The sequence below is a fragment of the Xylanimonas ulmi genome (genome assembly GCF_004216535.1).
Lineage (GTDB): Bacteria > Actinomycetota > Actinomycetes > Actinomycetales > Cellulomonadaceae > Xylanimonas > Xylanimonas ulmi.
In genome coordinates this window covers 1,668,693-1,687,747 of sequence record NZ_SGWX01000001.1, presented here as the reverse complement: position 1 = coordinate 1,687,747, position 19,055 = coordinate 1,668,693, and the positions used below count along the sequence as shown (strand labels likewise).

At 75.5% G+C, this 19,055-nt stretch carries 19 protein-coding genes and 1 pseudogene; 15 read left to right on the top strand and 5 right to left on the bottom strand.

Features of this window, described 5'->3' with window-relative positions; genetic code table 11:
- Nucleotides 1–23: 23 nt before the first annotated feature.
- Nucleotides 24–881: an alpha/beta hydrolase gene (locus EV386_RS07775; protein WP_242607883.1), complete on the bottom strand. Its 858-nt coding sequence runs from the start codon at nt 879–881 to the stop codon at nt 24–26.
- Nucleotides 878–3,256, bottom strand: a complete 2,379-nt coding sequence (locus tag EV386_RS07770) for a RecQ family ATP-dependent DNA helicase (protein ID WP_130416826.1) — start codon at nt 3,254–3,256, stop codon at nt 878–880. The genes EV386_RS07775 and EV386_RS07770 overlap by 4 nt, the downstream gene beginning before the upstream one ends.
- A gap of 257 nt (nt 3,257–3,513) precedes the next feature.
- Between EV386_RS07770 and EV386_RS07765 the strand changes: the two genes are divergently transcribed.
- From EV386_RS07765 to EV386_RS07735, 7 genes are all read left to right on the top strand, one after another.
- Nucleotides 3,514–3,942 (top strand): Rieske (2Fe-2S) protein, encoded by a 429-nt coding sequence (locus EV386_RS07765; protein WP_130413831.1) that lies wholly within the window; start codon nt 3,514–3,516, stop codon nt 3,940–3,942.
- Between the two features lie 75 nt (nt 3,943–4,017).
- A complete protein-coding gene (locus EV386_RS07760) occupies nt 4,018–5,208 on the top strand; it encodes a histidinol-phosphate transaminase (protein WP_130413830.1) in 1,191 nt (396 codons plus the stop codon).
- Nucleotides 5,208–5,810, top strand: coding sequence for an imidazoleglycerol-phosphate dehydratase HisB (hisB, locus tag EV386_RS07755; RefSeq protein WP_130413829.1), 603 nt, complete (start codon nt 5,208–5,210; stop codon nt 5,808–5,810). The genes EV386_RS07760 and hisB overlap by 1 nt, the downstream gene beginning before the upstream one ends.
- The gene (locus tag EV386_RS07750) at nt 5,807–6,319 is read left to right on the top strand and encodes a hypothetical protein (protein ID WP_242607882.1); all 513 of its coding nucleotides are present in this window, start codon (nt 5,807–5,809) and stop codon (nt 6,317–6,319) included. Before hisB ends, EV386_RS07750 begins: the two co-directional genes overlap by 4 nt.
- Nucleotides 6,316–7,065 (top strand): imidazole glycerol phosphate synthase subunit HisH, encoded by a 750-nt coding sequence (hisH, locus tag EV386_RS07745; protein WP_130413828.1) that lies wholly within the window; start codon nt 6,316–6,318, stop codon nt 7,063–7,065. The genes EV386_RS07750 and hisH overlap by 4 nt, the downstream gene beginning before the upstream one ends.
- Before the next feature lie 87 nt (nt 7,066–7,152).
- The gene (gene priA, locus EV386_RS07740) at nt 7,153–7,884 is read left to right on the top strand and encodes a bifunctional 1-(5-phosphoribosyl)-5-((5-phosphoribosylamino)methylideneamino)imidazole-4-carboxamide isomerase/phosphoribosylanthranilate isomerase PriA (protein WP_130413827.1); all 732 of its coding nucleotides are present in this window, start codon (nt 7,153–7,155) and stop codon (nt 7,882–7,884) included.
- Nucleotides 7,881–8,684 (top strand): SseB family protein, encoded by an 804-nt coding sequence (locus EV386_RS07735; RefSeq protein WP_242607881.1) that lies wholly within the window; start codon nt 7,881–7,883, stop codon nt 8,682–8,684. Before priA ends, EV386_RS07735 begins: the two co-directional genes overlap by 4 nt.
- A 105-nt stretch (nt 8,685–8,789) precedes the next feature.
- On the opposite strand, the gene EV386_RS07730 is transcribed toward EV386_RS07735, so the two are convergent.
- The 3 genes from EV386_RS07730 to EV386_RS07720 are packed head-to-tail and all read right to left on the bottom strand — an operon-like array spanning nt 8,790 to nt 10,543.
- Nucleotides 8,790–9,563 carry a S1C family serine protease gene (locus EV386_RS07730; protein WP_242607880.1) on the bottom strand — a complete coding sequence of 258 codons (774 nt, stop codon included), beginning with the start codon at nt 9,561–9,563 and terminating at the stop codon, nt 8,790–8,792.
- A complete protein-coding gene (locus EV386_RS07725; protein ID WP_242607879.1) occupies nt 9,560–10,171 on the bottom strand; it encodes a hypothetical protein in 612 nt (203 codons plus the stop codon). The genes EV386_RS07730 and EV386_RS07725 overlap by 4 nt, the downstream gene beginning before the upstream one ends.
- A 21-nt stretch (nt 10,172–10,192) precedes the next feature.
- Entirely contained in the window at nt 10,193–10,543 is a 351-nt protein-coding gene (locus EV386_RS07720; protein ID WP_130413826.1) for a DUF1844 domain-containing protein, read from the bottom strand.
- Between the two features lie 399 nt (nt 10,544–10,942).
- On the opposite strand from EV386_RS07720, the pseudogene infC reads away from it, so the two are divergent.
- From infC to EV386_RS07680, 8 genes and pseudogenes are all read left to right on the top strand, one after another.
- Nucleotides 10,943–11,536 (top strand): annotated as a pseudogene (gene infC, locus EV386_RS18980) (translation initiation factor IF-3); the annotation flags it as partial.
- A gap of 485 nt (nt 11,537–12,021) precedes the next feature.
- Nucleotides 12,022–12,216, top strand: a complete 195-nt coding sequence (gene rpmI, locus EV386_RS07710) for a 50S ribosomal protein L35 (RefSeq protein WP_111249828.1) — start codon at nt 12,022–12,024, stop codon at nt 12,214–12,216.
- Between the two features lie 64 nt (nt 12,217–12,280).
- The gene (gene rplT / locus EV386_RS07705; protein WP_130413823.1) at nt 12,281–12,667 is read left to right on the top strand and encodes a 50S ribosomal protein L20; all 387 of its coding nucleotides are present in this window, start codon (nt 12,281–12,283) and stop codon (nt 12,665–12,667) included.
- 1 nt (nt 12,668) lies between these two features.
- Entirely contained in the window at nt 12,669–13,574 is a 906-nt protein-coding gene (locus tag EV386_RS07700; RefSeq protein ID WP_130413821.1) for a TrmH family RNA methyltransferase, read from the top strand.
- A gap of 165 nt (nt 13,575–13,739) precedes the next feature.
- Nucleotides 13,740–14,393 carry an RNA 2',3'-cyclic phosphodiesterase gene (gene thpR / locus EV386_RS07695; RefSeq protein WP_130413819.1) on the top strand — a complete coding sequence of 218 codons (654 nt, stop codon included), beginning with the start codon at nt 13,740–13,742 and terminating at the stop codon, nt 14,391–14,393.
- Between the two features lie 139 nt (nt 14,394–14,532).
- A complete protein-coding gene (gene pheS / locus EV386_RS07690; RefSeq protein WP_130413817.1) occupies nt 14,533–15,594 on the top strand; it encodes a phenylalanine--tRNA ligase subunit alpha in 1,062 nt (353 codons plus the stop codon).
- Nucleotides 15,594–18,188 (top strand): phenylalanine--tRNA ligase subunit beta, encoded by a 2,595-nt coding sequence (gene pheT, locus EV386_RS07685; protein ID WP_130413815.1) that lies wholly within the window; start codon nt 15,594–15,596, stop codon nt 18,186–18,188. The genes pheS and pheT overlap by 1 nt, the downstream gene beginning before the upstream one ends.
- The gene (locus tag EV386_RS07680; protein WP_130413813.1) at nt 18,181–19,050 is read left to right on the top strand and encodes an SDR family NAD(P)-dependent oxidoreductase; all 870 of its coding nucleotides are present in this window, start codon (nt 18,181–18,183) and stop codon (nt 19,048–19,050) included. Before pheT ends, EV386_RS07680 begins: the two co-directional genes overlap by 8 nt.
- The last annotated feature ends 5 nt before the right edge of the window (nt 19,051–19,055 follow it).

Genomic DNA, 19,055 nt, shown 5'->3' with positions numbered 1-19,055 from the left:
AACGCACGAGGCCGCCGACGGCGTCACTGCTTGACGTAGTCCCCGATCCGCGCGACCGCGTCGGCCACCGTCGGCCCGAGCCACACCCCGTCGTTGTGCCGCGCGCCCTCGACCACGAGGTGCTCGACCAGATGGCGCGCCGCGGCCGCGACGGCGTCGCTCTGCGCGGGCGGGACCAGCTCGTCGGCCGAGCCCTGGATGACCGTCACCGGGACGTCGCTTGCGGCCACCTGCGCGGCGACCGGGTACACATTGCGGTCCATGATGAACCGCACGATCCGCCCCGGGAGCGGCACGAGGTCGCCTGCGACGTCCTCGAAGGCCGTGAAGGGTGAGCGCAGCACGAGCCCCGCGGGCGGGACCTGCGCCGCCAGGCCGGCCACGACGCCGGTCCCGATCGACTCGCCGAGATAGAGGGTCGACTCGGGAGCGAACCCGCGCGCCGCGAGCTCCCGCTGTCCGGCGAGCGCGTCGAGCACCAGGCCCTGCTCCGACGGCGTCCCCGGGTTGCCCGTGAAGCCCCGGTAGCCGAGCATCAGCACCGCGAAGCCGCGGTCGGCGAGCTCGGCGCCCAGCCGTGCCCGCCCCGACAAGGCGCCGCCGTTGCCGTGCGCGAACAGCACCGCCTGGTCGCGCTGCGGAGCCCCAGGGCTCGGCGGGACGAACCACGAGCGCAGCTCGAGCCCGTCACGTGTGGTCAGCGTGACGTCTTCGGCGCCGGGCAGCACGTCCGCGGCGGCCGGCAGGGGCGTGCGCGAAGGGTGATAGGCGAGCGTGTGCTGCAGGGCGCGCGCGCCGAACGGCAACCCGAGAGCGAGGGCGAGCACCACCGCGACGGTCACGAGTGCGCGGCGCACCGCGCGCCGGCCCGGCCGGCTCACCGGATCCCCAGCACGAACGGGAAGACCTGGCGCGCCCCGGCCTGGCGCAGCAGGCGCGCGGCGACCGTGAGCGTCCAGCCCGACTCGGTCCAGTCGTCGACCAGGAGCACCGCGCGGCCCGGCAGGCCGCGCAGCGCGGGCTCGGAGAGCTGGAGCTCCAGGCGCCGCACGACCCCGGCGAGCCGCATCGCCGAGTTCACGTCGTGCCGGTCGGGCGCCTCGTGCCCGGCGACGGGGCCGACCGCGCCGATGAGCGGGACGCCGAGGTAGCGGGCCAGCCCGTCGGCGAGGTGGTAGGTGAGCCGCGGCCGCGTGACCGACCGGACGGCGACGACGCCCTCGACCACGAGCGGGCGCCGCCCAGGCTCGCCGCTGACAGGGCCTGCGACCGCCTCGACCGGGCCCGCGGCGGCCTCGACTGGGCCTGCGATCGCCTCGCCCGGGTCGGTGAACCCCTCGACGTCGGACGGCGGCCCGGCGACGGCGAGCGGTTCGGCAGCGCCCGCGGGGGCGGCGGGGGACTCGCCGCGCAGCGCCGTCCAGTCGTCGAGCACCCGCGCCGCGGCCCGGCGCAGCGGCACCGGCAGTTCGCCGTCGGGTGTGGACTGCCCGAACAGATCGCGCAGCGGCCCTGACCAGCCGAGCCCGTCGAGCCGCGCGACGGCGCGCCCGGTCTCGGCGAGCTCGTCGGCGCCCAGCCGTCCGCGCAGGTCCAGCCCGAGCGCGGACAGCCCCGACGGCCACATCCGGCGCGGCTCGACCTGCGCGCCCGGACGGTCCATCTCGTGCCGCGCCGCGGCCACCGCCTCGGCGTCGGGCACGGCGGGCAGCGCGACGCCACCGCACCGGTCGCATCGCCCACAGCGCCAGGCCGCGGCCTCGGGGCCGACCAGCTCGGGGTCGTCGAGCTGGCGGCGCAGGTACGCCATGCGGCAGCCGGGGGTGCGCACGTAGCCCACCATCGCCTGCTGCTCGGTCTCGCGCGTCTCGCTCACCCGCGCGTAGCGCTGCGCGTCGTACTCCCACGCCTGACCCGTCGCGGTCCAGCCGCCCGGCACGCGGCGTACGGCGCCGTCGACGTCGAGCACCTTGAGCATGGTCTCCAGGCGCGAGCGCTTGAGGTCCACGAGTGGCTCAAGGGCCGCCGTCGACAGCGGCCCCTGCGCGCCCGCGAGGGCCGCGAGCGTCGCGCGCACCTGCCCCTCGGCGGGGAACGCCTGCGACCCGAACCAGTCCCAGATCGCACGGTCCTCCTGGCCGGGCAGCAGCACGACGACCGCGGAGTCGACACCGCGCCCCGCGCGGCCGACCTGCTGGTAGTAGGCGATGGGCGACGCCGGCGCCCCGAGGTGCACGACGAACGCGAGGTCGGGCTTGTCGAACCCCATGCCCAGCGCGCTCGTGGCCACGAGCGCCTTGACCCGGTTGTCCTTGAGGTCGGCCTCGAGCGCCTCGCGCTGGGTCGGGTCGGTGCGCCCGGTGTAGGCGGCGACGGCGAGCCCGGCTGCGCGCAACTGCTCGGCGACCTGCTCGGCGGCCGAGACCGTGAGGCAATAGACGATGCCCGAGCCGTCGACGTCCTGGAGCGTCTCGGCCAGCCAGGCCACGCGCGTGGGCTGGTCGGGCAGCTCAAGCACCGCCAGGTGCAGCGAGGTGCGGTCGAGGCCGCCGCGCAGCACCAGCACCTCGGCGCCGGGGCCGGCGTCCGCAGGCCCGCGCACGGCGAGCTGCTCGGCGACGTCACGCGTCACGCGCTCGTTGGCGGTCGCGGTCGTGGCGAGCACCGGGATGCCCACGGGCAGGTCGGCCAGCAGCGTGCGGATGCGGCGGTAGTCGGGCCGGAAGTCGTGGCCCCAGTCGGAGACGCAGTGCGCCTCGTCGATGACGACGAGCCCGGCGTCGGCGGCCAGGCGTGGCAGCACCTCGTCGCGGAAGCCCGGGTTGTTGAGCCGCTCGGGCGAGCACAGCAGCACGTCCACCTCGCCGCGCGCGATGGCCGCGTGGACCTCGTCCCACTCGGTCACGTTGGCCGAGTTGATCGTCACCGCCCGGATCCCGGCCCGCGCCGCCGCGGCGATCTGGTCGCGCATGAGCGCCAGCAGCGGCGAGACGATCACGGTCGGTCCCGCGCCGCGCGAGCGCAGCAGCGCCGTCGCCACGAAGTACACGGCCGACTTGCCCCACCCGGTGCGCTGCACGACCAGCGCCCGACGGCGGAACGCGACCAGCGCCTCGATCGCGCGCCACTGGTCCTCGCGCAGCGCCGCGTCGTCGCGGCCCACCAGCGCGCGCAGCGACCGCTCGGCCTGGTCGCGCAGTGTGCTGACGCCGTGCTCGCCGTCCGCGCCGACGTTGTCGATGAGTCCGCGCAGCATCGCGAGGGTCGCGCGCTTGCCGGGGTCGAGGGCGGGGCCGGCGGGGCCATCGAGCGCGGGGCCTTCGGGCGCGGGTCCGCCGTCGGCCGGGCCGTCGTGAGGGCTGGTGTCGGTCACCCCGTGATCGTAGGCGCGCCCACCCACGCGCCCGGCGCGCGGGCGCGGCGCCCTGTGGACGGCGGCCGAGGGCGCGCGTCACGGCGCGCCGCGTGGCTCGCCGACTGGATCGCGGGCCGCCAGGTCGCCAGGATGGCGACATGACCGACCTCTCCCGCCGTCAGGTCCTCGGCGCGGCCGGCGCCGCCGTCGCGGGCGCGTGCCTGCTGTCCGGGTGCGTCGAGCCGCGCGCCACCCCGCAGGACGACGCCTCAGCGGTCGCGGCGCGCGGCAAGGGCACGCGCGTCGCGGCGCTCACGGATGTCGCGGTCGGCGCGGCGCTCGCGGTCGACCTCGACGGGCACGCGCTGCTGCTGACGCGGCCGGCCGAGCGCGAGGTCCACCTGTTCAGCTCCATCTGCCCGCACGCGGGCTGCAAGGTCGCCCCGGCGGGCGGCGAGCTCGACTGTCCGTGCCACGGCTCGCGGTTCGCGCTGGCCGACGGCGCCGTGCTCGGCGGACCGGCGGGGTCCCCGCTCGCCGAGGTCCCGGTGACGATCCAGGGCGCCGACGTCGTCCTGGCCGGCTGAGCGGACCGCCGGCGCGGGGGCTCACGTCGCGAAACGCCGTCCCTGCGGCCGCGGGCGCTTCCGTAGACTGACCCGGTGACGACCCCCACCGCCTCGGCCTCCCCGCGCGCCAGCGCGCTCCCGCTGCGGCCCGAGCTCGCCGACGAGGCGCCCTACGGCGCCCCGCAGCTCGACGTCCCGGTGCTGCTCAACGTCAACGAGAACCCGTACGCGCCCTCGGAGGAGGTCGTCGCGACCATCGCGGCCGACGTCGCCGCGGCCGCCCGCGGGCTCAACCGCTACCCGGACCGTGACTTCCTGGGCCTGCGCGGCGACCTGGCCGCCTACCTGGGCCGCGAGTCGGGCGTGACCCTGAGCGCCGAGCAGGTCTGGGCCGCCAACGGCTCGAACGAGGTCATGCTGCACGTGCTTCAGGCCTTCGGCGGGCCGGGCCGCAGCGTCGTCTCGTTCGCGCCCACCTACTCCATGTACCCCGAGTACGCGCGCGACACGCACACCCGCTGGGTCGCCGGCCGCCGCAACGAGGACTTCACGCTCGACGCCGCGCACGCCGTCGAGGTCGTCGAGCGCGAGCAGCCGGCCGTCATCCTGCTGACCAGCCCCAACAACCCCACCGGCACCGCGCTGCCGCTCGCGGTGGTCGAGGCGGTGCTCGACGCCGCCGCGCGCGTGCGCGTGCCTGACGCGCCCGACGGCGCCGGCGCCGTCGTCGTCGTCGACGAGGCCTACGCCGAGTTCCGCCGCGCGGGGACGCCGTCGGCCCTCGAACTGCTCGCCGACCACCCGAACCTCGCGGTGGCGCGCACCATGTCCAAGGCGTTCGCGGCCGCGGGCCTGCGCCTGGGGTACCTCGCCGCGAGCCCCGCGCTCGTCGACGCGCTGCGCGTCGTGCGCCTGCCCTACCACCTGTCGGCCATCACGCAGGCGGCCGCGCGCGCCGCGCTCAAGCACACCACGGCGCTGCTCGCACAGGTCGACGCGCTGCGCGCCGAGCGCGACGGGCTCGTGGACTGGCTGCGCGCGCAGCGCGGCCCCACGGGCGAGCCGCTCGCCGTCGCCGAGACCGACGCCAACTTCGTGCTCTTCGGCACGTTCGCCGACCGCCACGCCGTCTGGCGGGGCCTGCTCGACCGCGGGGTGCTCATCCGCGAGGTCGGACCGGCCGGATGGCTGCGCGTCTCGGTCGGCACACCCGAGGAGACCGCGCGCTTCAAGGACGCACTCACCGACGTCATCGCCGGCGTCATCACCGAGCAGGAGGCCTGATGGGCACCCGTACCGCCCGCATCGAGCGGTCCACCAGCGAGTCCAGCGTCGTCGTCGAGCTCGACCTCGACGGCACGGGCCGCACCGACATCTCGACGTCGGTGCCGTTCTACGACCACATGCTCACGGCGCTCGGCAAGCACTCGCTCATCGACCTGACCGTCAAGGCCACGGGCGACACCCACATCGACGCCCACCACACGGTCGAGGACACCGCGATCGTGCTCGGCCAGGCGCTGCGCCAGGCGCTCGGCGACAAGCAGGGCATCGCGCGCTTCGGCGACGCGACCGTGCCGCTCGACGAGGCGCTCGCACTCGCCGTCGTCGACGTGTCGGGCCGCCCCTACCTGGTGCACGAGGGCGAGCCCGCGGGCCAGGAGTACCACCTCATCGGCGGGCACTTCACGGGCTCGCTGACCCGTCACGTGCTCGAGTCGATCGCGCACCACGCGGGCATCTGCCTGCACGTGCGCGTGCTCGCCGGGCGCGACCCGCACCACATCGTCGAGGCCCAGTTCAAGGCCCTCGCGCGCGCGCTGCGCGCCGCCGTGGCCCTCGACCCGCGCGTCGAGGGCATCCCGTCGACCAAGGGAGCGCTGTGAGCCAGGACCTGCCCGACGACCTGCCCGACGACTTCGAGGTTCCCGACGACATCTCCGCGCTGACCGCGCCGAGCGACCGTGAGCTCGCGGTGCTGCTGACCCAGGTGGCCGACGCCGAGGCGCTCGCGGCCGCCTGTGCGCTCGCGGGAGTTGAGGTCGACGCCGCGCCGACGCCGGTGGGCGCGCTCGCCGTCCTGCGCGACCTGACGGGCGAGGCGCCCGAGCGCGCCGCCGAGGGCGTCTCGCAGCTCGTGGCCAAGGTGCCGCTGGTGCTGATGACGCGCGCCGAGGGTCAGCTCACCGCGGTGCGCTACCTGGACGGCAAGGCCGAGGCCGAGCTGCCGCCCGGCCTCGTGCTCTCCGGGGCGCCCGACGCGCTCGAGGACCTGCTCACGGGCCAGATCACGGTGGCCGACCTTCCGGGCGGCGTCTCGTCCTCGGGCATCGGCCGTCTCAAGGCGATGCGCATGCTGACCGGCATCGCGCGCAAGGCCAGGAAGAACAAGTGAGCGCGCAGCCCGCCGCGCCGTCACTCCTGCCCGACGGCGGCGCGTCCGCCGAGCTCAACGCCCAGCCCGCGCCGGACCGCGGCCGTGGCGGCCGCCCGCGCGTCGTCGTGCTCGACTACGGCTTCGGCAACGTGCGCTCGGCCGTGCGCGCCCTCGAGCGCGTCGGCGCCGACGTCGAGCTCACCGCCGACCATGACGCCGCGCTGACCGCGGACGGCCTGGTGGTGCCCGGTGTCGGCGCGTTCGCCGCGTGCATGGCCGGGCTGCGCGCCGTGCGCGGCGGCCAGGTGGTCGACCGCCGGCTCGCCGGCGGACGCCCCGTGCTGGGCATCTGCGTGGGCATGCAGGTCATGTTCGACCGCGGCGTCGAGCACGGGGTCGAGTCCGAGGGCCTGGGGGAGTGGCGCGGCGTCGTCGAGCGCCTCGACGCGCCCGTCGTGCCGCACATGGGCTGGGCGCCCGTCGAGGCGCCCGAGGGCACGCGCCTGTTCGCGGGCGTCGAGCACGAGCGGTTCTACTTCGTGCACTCCTACGCCGCGCAGACCTTCACGCAGGGGCACGACGACGCCGCCGACCCGCGCTTCACGCCCCCGCTGGTGACGTGGGCGCACCACGGCACGCCCGAGCACGGCGCGCGCTTCGTCGCGGCGGTCGAGGACGGTCCGCTCGCCGCGACCCAGTTCCACCCCGAGAAGTCGGGCGACGCGGGAGCGACGCTCCTGGAGAACTGGGTCCAGTCCCTCTAGCACCACCCGCCCGACCCCGGTGGTTGAGCCCGTCGAAACCACCCGCCCCGACGGCGACCCGCTCCGGCCGCCAAGAACGGAGATCTGATGACCGAACGCCTCGTGCTCCTGCCCGCCGTCGACGTCGCGGACGGCCAGGCCGTGCGCCTCGTCCAGGGCGAGGCCGGCTCCGAGACGTCCTATGGCGACCCGCTGGCCGCCGCGCTCGACTGGCAGTCGGGCGGCGCCGAATGGGTCCACCTCGTGGACCTCGACGCGGCTTTCGGCCGTGGCTCGAACGCCGACCTGCTCGCCGACGTCGTCGCGCGCCTCGACGTGCGGGTCGAGCTCTCGGGCGGCATCCGCGACGACGCCTCGCTCGAGCGCGCCCTGGCGACGGGCGCCCGTCGCGTCAACATCGGCACCGCGGCGCTGGAGGACCCCGAGTGGACCGCGCGGGTCATCGACCGGTACGGCGACCAGGTCGCGGTGGGGCTCGACGTGCGCGGCACGACGCTCGCGGCGCGCGGCTGGACCCAGGAGGGCGGCGACCTGTGGGAGGTCCTGGCGCGCCTCGACGAGGCCGGGTGCTCACGCTACGTCGTCACGGACGTGACCAAGGACGGCACGCTGCGCGGCCCCAATGTCGACCTGCTGCGTGAGGTCGCCGCGCGCACACCCGCCAAGGTGGTCGCCTCGGGTGGCATCTCCTCGCTCGACGACCTGCGCGTCCTGCGCGAGCTCGTGCCGGGCGGCGTCGAGGGCGCCGTCGTCGGCAAGGCGCTGTACGCGGGCGCGTTCACACTGCCCGAGGCGCTCGACGTCGCGGGCCAGCCGTGAGCGAGCCCGCGCACGGCGACGCGGGCGACGGCACGGCTCTGCCGGGCCACCTGCGCTCGCTCCAGCCGACCTCGCAGTTCGCGGGTGACGACGGATCGGCCGATCCGCAGCTCGCGGCGCTGCTCGCCGGCTACGCCAAGGGCATCACACCGCTGCGCGACGTGGTCGCCCGGCTCGCCGCCGCGCGGGTGCTCGTGCCGGTGCTCGCGGAGCTCGAGGTCGCCGACGCCGTCGCGCATCCGTCCGGGGCCGAGGGACAGGAGCTGCACGTCGACAAGGAGGCGTCCTCGGGCGTCGTCGCGCTGGAGGCGCCCGACGGGCGGCGCGCCCTGCCGGTCTTCACGAGCGTCGAGTCGATGCGGGCGTGGCGCGCGAGCGCCCGGCCCGTGCCGGTCGAGGCCGCGCGCGCGGCCCTGTCGGCGGTGGGCGAGGACTGGTCGCTGCTCGTGGTCGACCCCGCGGGTCCGGTCCCGGTGACCGTGCCGCGGCCGGCCGTGTGGGCGCTGGCGCAGGGGCGCGCGTGGGAGCCCGCGCTCGTGCCCACAGCCGACGGAATCGTCGTCGACGGCGAGGTGCTCGCCGCCGTGCGCCTGGCGGCGGAGCCGGTCCAGCACGTGGTCCGGGTCGACGCGCAGCCGGGCCGCACCGCCGAGGTCGCCGTCGTGCTGACGCTCGACGCCGGGCTCGACCGTGCGGGGCTACAGGCCGTGCTGAGTCAGGTCAACGCGCGCCTGGGCGCGTCGAGCGTCATCGCCGACCGCGTCGACTCCCTCGAACTGCGGGTCGGCGCCGCCCACTGACGGCGCCACCGGTCGCGCCCACCGGCGGTCGAGCCGCTACGGCGGTCGAGCCCACCGGCGGTCGAGCCCACCGGCGGTCGAGCCTGTCGAGACCCCCCCGCGCTCCTACGAGCAGGGCGTCACGGGCGCGAACGCCGCCGCGTCGGCCAGCAGCGCGCGCAGCGTCGAGACCGGCACCAGCAAAGAGCGGTTGTCGTCGGTCTTGGCGTAGACGACGCCGACCACGCGCCCCGCCTCGTCGAGCGCCGCCGACCCCGACGAGCCTGGCTCGACGGGCGCGTCGGTGACCAGCACCTCGCCCAGGTTCTCGTGGAGTGGGTCGTTGGTGGGCCCGAGCACGGTGCCGTGCGTCACGGTCAGCGCGCCACCCTCGGGGTAGCCGACGACGGTCACGGGGTCGCCCGCCACCGGATCGGTGTCGCTGAGCTGCGGCGCCGAGGGCAGCGGGTCCGCCGTGCGCACGACGGCCAGGTCGGCCAGCGCCGCGGTGCTCGCCGTCGCGACCTGCACGTCGCGCCCGTCGTACGTGCTGACCTGGAGCGAGGCGGCGTCGGCGACCACGTGGCGGTTGGTGATGAGCGTGTTCTGGTCGATCGCAAAGCCCGAGCCGGTCGAGATGCGCCCGCATCCGACGTTGCGGATGCGCACCGCCATGCGCTGCACGGCGTCGAACCCGTCGGGTGACAGTGCGGCGGCGTCGGACGGCGCGATCGACGGCGCCGCGGGCGCGGACGCCGTCGGCGCCAGGTCGCTCGCGACGATGTCGGACGGCGCCGCGGTGGGCAGTGTCGGGAACGGGGGCACGGCGCCGCATGCCGCGAGCGCGCACGCCGCGGCGAGCCCGGCTGCCGCGCGCAGCGGGCGGGACCGACGTGTCACTGGGCCAGCTCCTGCTGAAGTTGCGTGTTCGCGTCGGTCGCCTGCTGGCACAGCGCGTCCACCTCGCCGGCGAACCGGTCGAGGTCGTCGGCGTCGTATTGCTCGGGGGCGCGCAGGTAGGTGATGAGCTGCGACTGCCCGGCGGTGCAGCGGCCGAGGGCGTCGGCGACGACGCCCGCCGCCTCGCTGACACGGCGCTGGTAGTCGAGGTACTGCTGCGTGGCCGCGTTCGTGTCGCCCAACTGGGCCTTCTCGTCGGCCAGCGTCGTGATGCGGGCCGTGGCCGTCGCGAGCTGGTCGCGGGCCGAGGTCAACTCCTGGCTCGACGCCTCCAGGTCGGCCTCCAGCTCTGCGACGCGCTGCGCTTGCGCGTGGGCCTGGGCCTGCCACGCGCCCGAGTCGGCGCGCCAGCGGTCGGCGGCGAGCCAGAGGTAGCCGCCGAGGGCGAGCGCGCCGACCAGCAGCACGCTCAGCACGACGACGGCGGCGACGCCGCGACGGGTGCGCGCGCGGGCGGGGACGACGGCGGGCTGCGACCACGCCGCCGGCTCACCGGGGTGTTGCCCTTGCGCAGCGGCGTCGAACCAGTCGGGGCGCTCGTCGCTCACGGGGCTCCTCCTCTCAGCGCCTCAGACGACGCTGCCGGTGTACTTCTCACCGGGGCCCTCGCCGGGCGCGTCGGGGATGACCGACGCCTCGCGGAAGGCGAGTTGGAGCGTGCGCAGGCCGTCGCGCAGCGAGCGTGCGTGCATGGTGCCGACGTCGGGCGCCGAGGCGGTCACGAGCGCGGCGAGCGCGGTGATGAGCTTGCGGGCCTCGTCGAGGTCGAGGTGGCCCTGCTCCTCGGCGTCCTCGGCGAGTCCGCACTTGACCGCCGCCGCGCTCATCAGATGTACGGCCGCGGAGGTGATGACTTCGACGGCGGGGACGTCGGCGATGTCGCGTGCGGCCTGCTCGGCGGCGCTGGCGGTGGTGCTCATGGGGGGATCATAGGTGTCCGCGGCCATCGAGCCGATGAACTCGGCGGAGGGTGATGTCGCCCACGCGCTCCCGGTGGGCTTCGGGAAGCCGTCCGTCCCGTGCTAATCTAGACCGCTGACCGACCCGGCAGGATCCGCAAGCCCTCACCGAGAGCTCGTGAGCCCAGCCGGGTGCATCAAGTGGATCACCTCCCACCCGAGTTCCGACTGGCGCAGGCCGACAGGGTCCGGGTCCGGTCGGACGGAACGACCCCGGACGGGGTGGTCGCCGTCCACCCGCTCGCGGGCGCGGCGTCGCCGCTCCGTGGCCGGGCATACCGAAGGCCTCCATCCTGATGCTCAGGGCGGGGGCCTTTCCTCGTTCCCGGCGGTCCACCGACGATTCCTAGGAGCATCACCATCAGCGAGCCTCGCATCAACGACCGGATCCGCGTCCCCGAGGTCCGGCTCATCGGTCCTGGCGGAGAGCAGGTCGGCGTTGTCGCCACGGCAGTCGCCCTGAAGCTCGCCCAGGACGCCGACCTCGACCTGGTCGAGGTCGCCCCGGACGCTCGTCCGCCGGTCGCCAAGCTCATGGACTTCGGCAAGTTCAAGTACGAGTCCGACATGAAGGCGCGTGAGGCGCGGCGTAACCAGGCCAACACGGTTCTCAAGGAGATCCGCTTCCGCCTCAAGATCGACCCGCACGACTACGAGACCAAGAAGGGCCACGTCGTCCGCTTCCTTGAGGGCGGCGACAAGGTCAAGGTCATGATCATGTTCCGCGGTCGCGAGCAGTCGCGCCCCGAGATGGGCGTGCGCCTGCTGACGCGTCTCGCGGAGGAGGTCGCCGACCTCGGCAACGTGGAGTCGATGCCCAAGCAGGACGGGCGCAACATGACCATGGTGCTCGGCCCGATGAAGAAGAAGGCGGACGCCAAGGCCGAGCAGCGCAAGCGCGCCTCGGCGGTCAACGCCCAGCGCATCACCAAGTCCGAGGCGCGTCGCGCCGCGGCGGGCGGTGACGAGGACGAGGTGGAGTTCGAGTCGGCTCCGGAGCCCGCCCGGGCGCAGGAGGAGCCGCAGGAGGCTGCGGTCCCGTTCGCGGACGTCGTCGCGGCCGCGACCGCCCAGGCTGACGCGGCCCCGGCCCCGGCCCCGGTCGTGCCGGAGCCGCAGGCGCCCGCCGCCCCCCGGGCTGCGGCGCCCGCGAAGGCTCCGACGGCCCCGCGTCCGCCGGCCCCGCGCCCGGTTCCTGCTGCGGTGAAGCCGGCTCCTGCGCGCCCCGCGCCGAAGCCGACGGTGGCCAAGCCCGTCGCGGCGAAGCCGGCGGCGCCCAAGCCGGTCGCGCCCAAGCCGATCGCGCCCAAGCCCAGCCCGCGCAGCCCACGCTGAGGCGGCTGACCAGCAACCGATGAATCCGGGCGACGGCAACCCGTCGCCCGCACCACGTCCCCGCCCTTCGGGGTGGGTGACCGACACGAGGAGAGACGGCAGTCATGCCGAAGAACAAGACGCACTCCGGCGCCAAGAAGCGCTTCCGGATCACCGGGAGCGGCAAGGTCATGCGCGAGCAGGCGAACGCCCGCCACCTGTTCGAGCACAAGCCGAGCACTCGCACGCGGCGTCTGGCCCAGGACCAGGTCGTCGCGCCCGCCGACGTCAAGAAGATCAAGAAGCTGCTCGGCAAGTGACCTCCCGGCGCGGTCAGCATGACCGCGCGGAGCACTTCGGGCCCCGAATCACAAGGAGCATCACGTGGCACGCGTGAAGCGGGCGGTCAACGCCCAGAAGAAGCGCCGTACGACCCTCGAGCGCGCCAGCGGTTACCGCGGCCAGCGCTCGCGCCTTTACCGCAAGGCGAAGGAGCAGGTCACCCACTCCCTCGTCTACGCCTACCGCGACCGCAAGGTCAAGAAGGGCGACTTCCGCAAGCTGTGGATCCAGCGCATCAACGCTGCGGCCCGCGCCCAGGGGATCACCTACAACCGCTTCATCCAGGGCCTCGGCCTGGCGGGTGTCGAGGTCGACCGCCGCATGCTCGCCGAGCTGGCGGTCAACGACGTGGCCGCGTTCAACGCGCTCGTCGAGGTCGCCAAGAAGGCGCTGCCCGCGGACGTCAACGCGCCCAAGGCCGCTGCCTGAGTTGAGCGCACCGGACGCCCGGACGGGCCCGACCCTCGACGTGTCGCTCGCGAACCCGCGAGCCGACCGCGTCAAGCAGGTGCGGGCGCTGTCCGGGCGTTCTGCGCGTCAGCGGCACGGACGGTTCCTGGTCGAGGGGCCGCAGGGCGTGCGCGAGGCCGTGCGATTCGCCCCCGAGTCCGTGCGCGACGTCTATCTGACCCCCGCGACCGCCGAGCGCTACGACGAGATCCTCACGCAGGCGCGCGCCGCGGGGCTCTACGTGCACCTCGGCACGCGCGAGGTCCTGGAGGCCATGAGCCCCGACGCCCAGGGCGTGCTCGCCGTCGTCGACAGCCGGCCACTCGCCCTGGCTGACGCGCTCGCGGGGCTCGACGGCGCGCGCGCGGGCGATGCGGGCGGGCGCCGCCCGCCGCTCGTGGCGGTGCTGGCCACCGTGCGCGACCCCGGCAACGCCGGCGCCGTCATCCGCGCCGCCGACGCCGCCGGCGCCGACCTGGTCGTGCTCGCGGGCGAGAGCGTCGACGTGCACAACCCGAAGGTCGTGCGCTCGACGGCGGGCTCGCTGTTCCACGTGCCCGTCGTCGCGGGTGTCCCGCTCGCCGACGTCGTCGACGCCGTGCGCGCCGCCGGGCTCACTGTGCTCGCCGCCGACGGCGCGGGCGACCTCGACCTCGACGACCTGCTCGACGTCGCCGGTGCGGCGGGTGAACGCGCCGCGGGCGCGCCCGACCTCGCCGCGCCCACCGCCTGGGTGTTCGGCAACGAGGCATGGGGCCTGGCCGAGCCCGACCGCGCGCTCGCCGACGCCGTCGTGCGTGTGCCGATCCGCGGCAGGGCCGAGTCCCTCAACCTCGCGACAGCCGCCACCGTCTGCCTCTACGCCTCAAGCCGCGCCCACCGCTGACACCCGCCGAGCCCGCGCCTCCACCTCCCCGCCTCCCCGCCGGTCGAGCCCGTCGAGACCCCGCCCGCACCGTCCCGCCGGTCGAGCCTGTCGAGACCCCCGCCCGCACCGTCCCGCCGGTCGAGCCTGTCGAGACCCCGCCCACGCACCTGCGACGATCGACCTATGCGCCTGTTCACCGCCGTCTACCCTTCCGCGGAGGCGTCCGCGCACCTCGACCTCGCGCTGGGCTCCATCGGCGGCGCCGCCGTCGCCGACCCGGGCGCCGGGCTGCGCTGGACGCCCAAGGAGCAGCGGCACGTGACCCTGGCCTTCCACGGCGAGGCGCCCGACGGCGCCGTGCCGGGCTACGCGACGTCGCTCGCCGCGGCGCTCGCCCTGGTCGAGCCGTTCGAGGTCGCGCTGGCGGGCGGTGGCTCGTTCGGCGGACGCACGCTGTGGGTGGGGGTCGGGGAGGGCCTCCCGGGACTGCGTGAACTGGCGGCCGCCGTCGGCGAGGCCGCGGCCGAGGCGGGCCTGCGCGCGGACGACCGCGCCGGGGGACGCCCGCACCTGACGCTGGCCAGAGCGTCGGCGTCACGCGTCGCGCAGCGCGGCATGACGAGCCGTGGGATGACGGACCGCGGTGGCTCGCGCCGCCCGCGCGGCCGGGTCGAGGAGGGCGCGCCGCTCGCCGCCTGGGCGCATGCGCTCGCGGTCTACCGTGGCCCGGCCTGGCGCGTCACGTCCGTCCACGTCGTCGCCTCCGAGCTGGGCGCCGGACGTTCGGGCGGCCCGCTGCACCGCGATGTGGCGGTGCTCGCGCTCGGCCGTGGATGACGCCCGGGCCGGGTGAGCGGGCGCGACGGCGTCCCACGCCGCCCGGTCCACGCCCAGCCGCCTAGACTGATCCCCGGCCTGCGCCGTCGCGCGAGAGCGCCGCGCGGCCGTGAACCCGCCTCGATCAGTGGAAGGTGCCATGTCTGCACTTGCCGAGCCCCAGCCCGAGGGCCCGAGCCCGCTCGACGTCGCCGCGCTCGACGCGGCGCTCGCCACGGCGCTCGCCGACGTCGCGGGGGCGCGCGATCTCGACGCGCTCAAGGCCGTGCGCACGGCGCACACCGGCGACCGCAGCGCGCTCGCCCTGGCCAACCGTGCGATCGGCGCGCTGCCCGGGCCGGACAAGGCGGCCGCGGGCAAGAACGTGGGCCCGCGCCGCGGCCAGGTCGCCCAGGCGATCGCCGCGCGGCAGGCCGAGCTGGAGGCCGAGCGCGACGAGCGGGTGCTGCTGGAGGAGGCGGTCGACGTCACGCTGCCGACCGGTCGCCGCCCGGTGGGCGCGCGGCACCCGATCGAGTCGATCCAGGAGCGCGTCGCCGACTTCTTCGTCGGCATGGGTTGGGAGATCGCCGACGGCCCCGAGGTCGAGGCCGAGTGGTTTAACTTCGACGCCCTGAACTTCGGACCGGACCACCCGGCGCGCCAGATGCAGGACACGTTCTACGTCGACGGCGGCAAGAACCTCGTGCTGCGCACGCACACGAGCCCGGTCCAGGCCCGCAGCCTCATCGCGCGCGGCGTGCCCCTGTACATCGCGTGCCCGGGCAAGGTGTTTCGCACCGACGCGCTCGACGCGACCCACACGCCCGTGTTCCACCAGGTCGAGGGCTTGGCCATCGACAAGGGACTGACCATGGCGAACCTCGTGGGCACGCTCGACGCGTTCGCGCGCGCCATGTTCGGCCCCGAGGCCAAGACGCGCCTGCGCCCCTCCTTCTTCCCCTTCACCGAGCCCTCGGCCGAGATGGACCTGTGGTTCCCGCAGAAGAAGGGCGGTCCGGGCTGGATCGAGTGGGGCGGCTGCGGCATGGTGCACCCCAATGTGCTGCGCGCCGCCGACGTCGACCCCGAGGAGTACCAGGGCTTCGCGTTCGGGATGGGCATCGAGCGCACGCTCATGCTGCGTCACTCGATCGCAGATATGCACGACATCGTGGAGGGCGACGTCCGCTTCTCCACCCAGTTCGGGACGGAGATCTGATGCCCCTCGTCGTCACGGAGTGGCTCGCCGAGCACGTCGAGCTTCCCCACGGCCTTACGGCCGAGCAGCTCGCCGCCGACCTGGTGCGCGTCGGCCTTGAGGAGGAGGCGGTCCACGCCGCCAAGGTGAGCGGGCCGCTGGTCGTCGGACGGGTGCTCGCCCAGACGCCCGAGCCGCAGAAGAACGGCAAGACCATCAACTGGTGCCTGGTCGACGTCGGCCCGGAGCACAACGCCGCGCAGATCAAGGGCGTCGACGACGCCGACATCCCGCCCGGCGGCGCCCGCGGCATCATCTGCGGCGCGCACAACTTCGGCGTCGGCGACCTCGTCGTCGTCGCGCTGCCCGGCACGGTGCTGCCTGGACCGTTCCCCATCGCGGCCCGCAAGACTTACGGGCATGTCTCCGACGGCATGATCTGCTCGCAGCGCGAGCTGGGCCTGGGCGAGGACCACGACGGCATCATCGTCCTGCCGCGCCTCGGCTTCGACGAGTCGGCGCTGACCCCGGGCCAGGACGCGATCGCCCTGCTGGGCCTGGGCGACGAGGTGCTGGAGATCAACGTGACCCCGGACCGCGGGTACGCGTTCAGCTACCGCGGTGTCGCGCGCGAGTACGCGCACTCGACCGGCGCCCGCTTCACCGACCGCGGCCTGCCCGAGAGCCTGACGGCGGCCCCGCCGGCCGCGACGCCGGACGGGTTCGCGGTCGAGGTCGACGACGCCGCGCCGCTGAACGGCGCGGTCGGCTGCGACCGGTTCGTCACGCGCGTCGTGCGCGGCATCGACCCGGCCGCGCCGACGCCCGCGTGGATGCGCCGGCGCCTGGAGGGCTCGGGCATGCGCTCGATCTCGCTGGCGGTCGACGTGACGAACTACGTCATGCTCGACCTGGGCCAGCCGCTGCACGCCTACGACCTCGACAAGGTCGCCGCACCCATCGTGGTCCGCCGCGCCGCAGCGGGCGAGCGCCTGACGACGCTCGACGACGTCGACCGCGCGCTCGACCCCGAGGACCTGCTCATCACCGACTCGCCGGCGGGTGAGCGCGCGAGCCGCGTGCTCGGCATCGCGGGCGTCATGGGCGGCGCCTCGTCCGAGGTCTCCGCGACGACGACGGCGGTGCTGGTCGAGGCCGCGCACTTCGACCCGATCTCGGTCGCGCGCAGCGCCCGGCGCCACAAGCTGCCCTCGGAGGCGGCCAAGCGCTTCGAGCGCGGCGTGGACCCGCGCCTGTCCGCGGTCGCGGCGCAGCGCGTCGTCGACCTGTTGGTCGAGCACGGCGGCGGTGTCGCCGACCCGGCCGTGAGCGACCTCGACGCGACGGCCGCCCCGGCCCCGATCACGCTGCCGGTCGGGCTCGCCACGCGCGTCGCGGGCGTCGAGTACACCCGCGAGCAGGTCGTCGGCATCCTGGAGCAGATCGGCTGCGTCGTGGCGCCCGGCGCCGACGACTCGGTCGTGGTGACCCCGCCGACCTGGCGGCCCGACCTGACCGAGCGCGTCGCGCTGGTCGAGGAGATCGTCCGCATCGCCGGCTACGACCAGGTGCCGTCGGTGCTGCCCGCCGCCCCTGGCGGCCGCGGCCTGACCGTCGAGCAGCGCGCGCGCCGCTCGGTCGCCCGCGCCCTCGCCGAGGCCGGGCTCGTCGAGACGCTGTCCTACCCGTTCATCGGACCCGGCGAGCTCGACGCGCTGGGCCTGCCCCAGGGCGACGCGCGCCGCACCGCGGTGCGCCTGGCCAACCCGCTCGCCGAGGACCGTCCACTGTTGCGCACGTCGCTGCTGGCCACGCTCGTGGAGACCGCGCGTCGCAATGTCGCGCGCGGCCTGCCCGACGTCGCGGTCTTCGAGGTGGGGCTGGTGACCCTGCCGGGCGCCGACGCTCCCGCCGCGCCGTCGCTGCCCGTCGGCGTGCGCCCGTCCCAGGACGAGCTCGCGGCGCTCGCGGCCGCCGTCCCGGCGCAGCCGCGTCACGTGGCGGGCGTGCTCACGGGCCGACGCGCCCCGGCCGGCTGGTGGGGCGAGGGGCGGGCCGCGGACTGGGCCGACGCCCTGGACGCCGCGCGGCTCGTGGCGCAGCGCGTGGGCGTCGGGGTGAGCGTCGAGCCCGACACCGAGACGATGCCCTGGCACCCCGGCCGCTGTGCGCGGCTCGTGGCGGGCGGCGTCGTCGTGGGCCACGCGGGGGAGCTGCATCCCAAGGTCGTCGAGCGCACGGGGCTGCCGGCGCGCTCGGTCGCCTTCGAGCTCGACCTGTCGGCGCTTGTCGCGGCCGCGGGCGACGAGCCCGTCACGGCCGCGCCCGTCCCGGCGTTCCCGGCCGCGAAGGAGGACTTCGCGTTCGTCGTCGACGCCGATGTGCCCGCCGAGACCGTGCGCGCGGCGGTGGTGGCCGGCGCCGGCGATCTGCTCGAGGACGTCACGCTGTTCGACGTGTTCACGGGCGAGCAGCTCGGCGCCGGCAAGAAGTCGCTGGCGTACTCGGTGCGCCTGCGGGCGGGTGACCGCACGCTCTCGGCCGACGAGGTGCGCGCCGTGCGCGAGGGCGTCGTCGCGGCCGCGGACGGCGTGGGGGCGACGCTGCGTGGCTGAGACGGCGCCGACCTGGCAGTCGTCGTCGGCCGTCGCGGCCACGCCGCCGCCGGCCCGGACCGCGCTGGTCACGGGCGCGTCGCGCGGCATCGGCCGCGCCGTCGCGCAGGGCCTGGCCGCAGCGGGCCTCGACATCGCGCTCCTCGCGCGCGACGTCGCCAGGCTCGACGATGTCGCCGCGAGCGTGCGCGCGAGCGGCCGCCGCGCCGTCGTGCTGCCCGCCGACGTGACCGACGTCGCGCAGGTGCGCGACGCCGTCGCCCGAGGTGAGGACACGCTCGGGGGCGTCGACCTGCTGGTCGACGCCGCCGGGGTGATCGACGCCGAGGTCCCCGCGTGGGAGGCGGACCCAGAGGAGTGGTGGCGCACCGTGGAGGTCGACGTGCGTGGGCCGTTCCTGCTCGCGCACACGCTGGCGCCGCGCATGCTCGCCCGCGGGGGCGGGCGTCTCGTCCACCTCGCCTCGGGCGCCTCCAGCCACGAGATGGCCGGATCGAGCGCCTACAACGTGGGCAAGACGGCGCTCGTGCGGCTCGGCGCCCATCTGCACGAGGCCGGGTTCGCGCGCGGGCTGCGCGTCTTCGAGGTCGCGCCGGGAGTGGTCGCGACCGACATGACCGCCTCGATGCCCATGCACGCCGGTCGCACGCAGTGGACGCCGGTCGAGCGGACGGTCGAGCTCGTGGTGGCCGTCGCGCGCGGCGAGCTCGACGCCTGCTCGGGCTGGTTCCTGCGCGTCACCCACGACACGGTGGCCTCGCTGCGCGAGCTCGCGGCCGGCGCGCGGCCCCCCGCGCGGCGCCTGCGCGTGCTGCCCGCCGGCGCCGAGGACCCGCTGGCCGAGACGCTCACGGGCCGCTGACCTCG